This is a genomic window from Microcystis sp. LE19-195.1E (genome assembly GCF_027532095.1).
GTDB classification, from domain to species: Bacteria; Cyanobacteriota; Cyanobacteriia; order Cyanobacteriales; family Microcystaceae; genus Microcystis; species Microcystis aeruginosa.
The window spans coordinates 1-5,607 of the sequence record NZ_JAPZSZ010000112.1; the positions used below are offsets into that span (position 1 = coordinate 1).

A 5,607-nucleotide genomic window follows, 5' to 3' on the forward strand; every position below is an offset into this window, starting at 1 on the left:
CGAAAACCAAGTTATTGCGGTAGAAAATCTCAATGTTAAAGCCATGGTACGCAATCATAATTTAGCTAAGGCTATTAGTGATTGTAGTTGGGGAATGTTTTGTACAATGCTCAAATACAAGGCAGAATGGCAAGGAAAAACTTATATCGAAGTTGATAGGTTTTTCCCTAGTTCTAAAACTTGTCATGTCTGTCTAAATCAAGTGGGTAGTTTATCCCTTGATGTTAGAATATGGACTTGTGTGCATTGCAAAACAATCCATGATCGTGACATAAATGCGGCAATAAATATTCGAGATGAAAGCTTACGGATATTGTCGTTAGGAACTAGCGATACTGCCTATAGAGGGGATATAAGACCAAAAGCTGGGCGTAAGTCCGTCTTGAGGCAATCCCCAGTGAAATAGGAAGCTCTCAACGATCTTGAGAGTAGTTCACGATAGAAGGTTCAGATCAGGCTAAAATCAATCTCGAACAGGTCTCATGCTTCTGGTGGAAAAATTATTAAGTAAGCCCAAAAGCCGTAAATTAGCGATTTTTTTGGCTTTTATCGGCAGCATTCTCGCTTTACCCTTTCCTATCGCCGGTATTCATAAATTCTATCTCGGTCAACCTCTCTGGGGAATTATTTATCTTCTCCTTTGGCAAACTCCGATTCCCCGGGTGGCCTGCGCGATCGATGCAGTGTGGTATTTAATCCAAGATAACCAATTTTTGGCTAACTATTTTCCCACTGCCACCGCTGCTGCCACTGTCCCCAGTTTAGAGCCTAAACAAGTAGAGGCGATCGGGGCAGCTTTAAGGGAATTAGAGCGCCTCCGGCAAGAAGGATTAATTTCTGAGTACGAATTTGAAGAAAAACGGCGACAATTACTATAATGACACCGCAAAACTGGTTAGGGCGCACTTTTAACCCTTTAAAAGCCAAAATTAGCAATGATCCCTATTATCGCTTTCGTTCCCTCGATGAGATCGCTATGGCGGCGCAATTGGGCATTAAAATTAATGTCAGTCAAGCGGGTGTGGATGATTGGCTGCGATTGCCAGGGATATCCATCCATCAAGCGCGAATGTTGGTGGAATTGTCGGGTATGGGGGTAGAATTGCTTTGTCTCGAAGATCTAGCGGCTGCTTTGAGTGTTCCTGTGGCTAGATTGAAAGCTTGGGAGCCGATTCTAGAATTTGCCTATTATAGTCGGGAAAGTCACCTCGCACCCCCTAAAATCAATCCTAACACCGCTTCGATCGAGCAGTTAACCACCTTACCCCTGATCAGCGATAATTTGGCAGCTGCCATTATTAAAAACAGGGAAGAACAGGGATTATTTAAGAATATTGTGGATTTTAAAGGGCGTTTATCCCTAGACGCTCAGGAAATCTCCCAATTAATGCACTTTTTCCAGTTTTAATCCCAAATCCTCAGGAAAGGAGATAGGAGATAGGAGTCAGGAGATAGGAGTCAGGAGATAGGAGATAGGAGTCAGGAGATAGGAGATAGGAGACAGGAGACAGGAGACAGGAGACAGGAGACAGGAGATAGGAGATAGGAGATAGGAGATAGGAGATAGGAGATAGGAGACAGTAATCAGGAGACAGTAATCAGGAGATTATTTTTATTTATTCTCCCCATTTCCCCATTTCCCCACTTCCCCACTTCCCCACTTCCCCACACCCCACACCCCACTTCCCAGCAAATCTAAATGTCTTCAGATTCCTCCCCATCATTAGGGGGAACTAGGGCTACCGCAGCGATCGCATCGTCCTCATCGAGTTTTTGTACCCGGATGCCTCCGGCCGATCGCGATTGGGGAGTAATAGCATCGACGGATTGACGGATGATAATACCCCGTTCGGTGATAATCATAAATTCCTCGTGGGGGTTAACAACGTGCAGAGCCGCTAATTTATCGTTCTTTTTGCGGAATTTAATCACTCTGACTCCTAATCCCGCCCGATTTTGCAGACGTAGGAGGGTAACGGGAACCCGTTTTCCTAGTCCTGCCATGGTAATCGCTAACACCCAGGGGCCATTATTAGCCACTTCGGGGTTAATTTCTTCGCTTTCGTCCTCGGTTTCTTCTTCGTTAGATTCAGCGATTTGGGCGACAATTTGACTAGGCAGGATGTCCATACTAATTAATTCGTCACCTGAGCGCAATTTCATCGATTTTACGCCTTTAGTTGCCCTTCCCAGGGAGCGCAATTGTTGACTATCGGCCTTAAAATGAATTGCCATCCCCTGACGAGAACCGATAATGACGCTATCTTCCTCTTTGGCCAAGCGAACCCAACGCAGTTGATCACCGTCTTCGAGAGAAATGGCGATTAAACCGTTCGATCGAATATTACTAAAGGCAGCGAGGGCGGTTTTCTTGATAAATCCCTTTTGTGTGAGCATAATCAGGTAATTATCCTCGCTGAACTCGCTGACTGCCACCACCGAGGTAATTTTCTCCCCTTTGGGAATCTCTAACAGTTGCACGATGGGAACGCCGCGAGCGGTACGGGAACCGGTGGGGATATGATAGGCATTGAGACTATAGACAACCCCGCGATCGGTGAAAAAGAGAACGCTATCGTGATCGCGGCAGGTGATAAAGTGATCGATGCCGTCGTCTTCTTTCATTTTTGCGCCAGCTTTGCCCCTTGTCGCCCGATTTTGGGACTCAAAGGTATTAACGGGCATTCTTTTGATGTAACCCTGTTCGGTGACGAGAATTAAGGCCTGTTCGTTGGCAATCAGGTCAGTTTCGGCGATTTCTCCTTCCCGTTGTTCAATATGAGTGCGACGGGGGGTAGCGTGAATCGTTTTGATCTGTTGCAGTTCTTCCTCGATAATGCTGTCGATCCGTTCTTTTCTGGCTAAAATATCCTGAAGATCGCCGATTTTTTTCAGTAATTCCCCGTGTTCTTGCTGAATTTTCTCCGATTCTAGGGCGGTTAACCGTCGCAGCTGCATTTGTAGGATTGCGTCCGCTTGCACCTCTGAGAGGCCAAAATTCTGCACTAATCCCTCTTTTGCACTAGCTGTGTCGGCAGCACTGCGAATCAGGGCAATGACTGCATCGAGACTAGCGAGGGCAATTAGTAAACCCTGAAGGATATGATCCCTTTCCTCGGCCTTGCGGAGTTCATAACGGGTACGACGGGTGATCACTTCTACCCGAAAATCGAGGAAAACCCGAAGAAACTCCCTTAAGGTCAGTAATCTCGGTTCGTTATCGACTAATGCCAACATATTCGCCCCAAAATTCGACTGGAGGGGCGTTTGTTTATAAAGATTGTTGAGGACGACGCGGGGATAGGCATCTCGTTTCAGTTCGATCACTACCCGGATGCCGTCGCGATCGCTTTCGTCCCGCACATCGGAAATACCGTCTATTTTGCGATCATTGACCAAATCGGCGATTTTTTCGATTAATGCCGCTTTATTGGTTTGATAGGGCAGTTCGGTGATAATAATAGCATCTCGATCGGGTCTTCCCCTTTGTTCGATGGTTTCAAAGGAGGCGACTCCCCGCAGGGTAATAGAACCCCGGCCGGTGGTGTAAGCTTCCTGAATGCCGTCTCTACCAAGGATATGCCCCCCGGTGGGAAAGTCTGGCCCCGGGATATAACGCTGTAATTCCGTATCGGTGAGATCGGGGTTATGGATGAGGGCAACGGTTCCATCGATAATCTCGGCCAGGTTGTGGGGGGGGATATTGGTGGCCATACCGACGGCGATGCCGGATGAGCCATTAATTAGCAGTTGCGGGACTCTAGAGGGCAAAACCACGGGTTCCTGTTGGGAACCATCGAAGTTATCGGCAAAATCGACGGTTTCTGACTCGATATCCTGTAGTAGGGCGTTGGTGGCTAGGGTGTGCAGACGACACTCGGTATAACGCATGGCTGCCGGGGGATCGTTATCGATCGATCCGAAGTTACCATGACCGTTAATCAGGGGATCGCGCATGGAGAAATCCTGGGCCATGCGGACGAGAGCATCGTAAACAGCAGTATCCCCGTGGGGATGGTATTTTCCTAATACTTCCCCGACGACTCTAGCGCATTTCCGGAAGGGGCGATCGGGGGTTAATCCTAGTTCGTACATCGCATAAAGAATGCGCCGGTGTACGGGTTTCAGTCCGTCCCTAGCGTCGGGCAAGGCGCGCCCAACGATGACGCTCATGGCGTATTCTAGATAGGAACGGGACATTTCATTGCTTAAGTCTGTGGGGACGATATGATCCTGGGCGGCGGTCATAGGGGGGTTAACTCCAATAACAAGGCAAAAAAAGCGTTTTTGTGAGTAAATTCGCTAAAAATCGGGTTTTTACCCTTTTGATGTGCAGAATATGCCCATTTGTAGGACTATTTTACCATAAAATCTCTCTTTTTTGGGGTTTGAGGCGGCACTCAAACTTTTGCCGAAAGTCTCATCCCTCATTCGGGCCCGATCTTGACACTCTGTGGACTATCTGTCACAGCATCACAAGTTAGTTCATTTGTTCTTAAGTAATGGATTTGCAATTCTCATTATTTCTAAATCCTCCAATAAAGTCCGAAAACTATGCACTGGAAAGTTATCTTGATTCCGTTTTTTCTCTTGAGGATTGATGATTCTTGCCCCAATCATCGCCACCACTAAGTTTCTGATTCGGGAGGATTTTTCACTGATTATTTTATCTAAACCCAATTTTTTAATCGTCTCTAAAATAGCCATCACATGACCATGAGGAAGACTTCTAATCACTTCAAAGTGATCGGGAATGCCTTCAGTCATTGACAGTTTTGCACCTTTGAAAGCCAGTTTCAGATTGTTGATATGGCGCTTTTCACGTTACTGAGGTATCGACAAGTTTTGCCAACAAAGGGTTTAAGCGCCTTGCCCATGCCTCATTCTGATGAAAACTGCTATAGTCATTTCAATTAAAATTGAGAATATCAATGCCAGAGTTCATAAGGGTTTAAACAGTCTAGAGTGTATCAGACTTATCTGGAATGACTATATGTGACCGCCATTTTAGCCTAAACTTCTCCCACTTGTCTATTAAGAATTACAATAAACATGGGTACATCAAGAAAAGTTAATGGGTGTATCCATTGATGGATAAGGGTTTTTGGCTATTGTAGTAGATATGTATGGGAAAAGTGCGGGAATAGTGATAGAAGCAAGAATAAAGCAGATTGCCGAACGGTGCAATCTGCTTTTCATTACTATTCCTAGCCTTTAGAGTTTGGAGCCACCTAATCTCAAAGCCTAGTGCTATACTACCTTGACAGAGTATTCTACGGTTAGAATACTAGATCGGCCGAGTGGTAGTTGCTAAAATAGGCATCGCTGTTGTTGTAGGAGGAGTTGTAGGCATAGCCATACTCTGAACCTAATCCTGAATAACCTCCATAGGAGTATATGTTATAGCTGGTTGAGTAACTGGGTGTGCCGACTCCATCATAGTCTCCACCACCATCATAGTAGCTGCTGACGTAGATAGCGGTGTTACTGCCACTATAACCGAGGTCATAACCATAGTCATAGACGTAGTCGATGGAATAGGAGCCGTAGTTGTAGGTTTCGTTGTAGTAACCAGTCAGGTACTGTCCACTATAGTAGCCTAGAGAA

Annotated in this window: 5 protein-coding genes and 1 pseudogene; 3 read left to right on the forward strand and 3 right to left on the reverse strand. The window is 45.9% G+C overall.

Features of this window, described 5'->3' with window-relative positions; genetic code table 11:
* The 3 genes from O9300_RS06920 to O9300_RS06930 form a co-directional block, all read left to right on the forward strand.
* The coding region (locus O9300_RS06920; protein WP_287970857.1) for an RNA-guided endonuclease TnpB family protein at positions 1-406 on the forward strand (406 nt) is incomplete at its 5' end.
* Positions 407-482: 76 nt separating this feature from the next.
* Entirely contained in the window at positions 483-878 is a 396-nt protein-coding gene (locus tag O9300_RS06925; protein ID WP_002759086.1) for an NINE protein, read from the forward strand.
* Positions 878-1,408: a ComEA family DNA-binding protein gene (locus O9300_RS06930; protein ID WP_002759087.1), complete on the forward strand. Its 531-nt coding sequence runs from the start codon at positions 878-880 to the stop codon at positions 1,406-1,408. Before O9300_RS06925 ends, O9300_RS06930 begins: the two co-directional genes overlap by 1 nt.
* Before the next feature lie 287 nt (positions 1,409-1,695).
* Here the strand turns inward: O9300_RS06930 and gyrA are convergent, their stop codons facing one another.
* The 3 genes and pseudogenes from gyrA to O9300_RS06945 all read right to left on the reverse strand — a co-directional run.
* Positions 1,696-4,248 carry a DNA gyrase subunit A gene (gyrA, locus tag O9300_RS06935; RefSeq protein ID WP_287970859.1) on the reverse strand — a complete coding sequence of 851 codons (2,553 nt, stop codon included), beginning with the start codon at positions 4,246-4,248 and terminating at the stop codon, positions 1,696-1,698.
* 336 nt (positions 4,249-4,584) lie between these two features.
* Positions 4,585-4,809, reverse strand: a pseudogene (locus tag O9300_RS19450) (IS1634 family transposase); the annotation flags it as partial.
* 470 nt (positions 4,810-5,279) lie between these two features.
* Positions 5,280-5,607 (reverse strand): hypothetical protein (locus O9300_RS06945; RefSeq protein ID WP_287970865.1); only part of this gene is annotated, 328 nt, incomplete at its 5' end.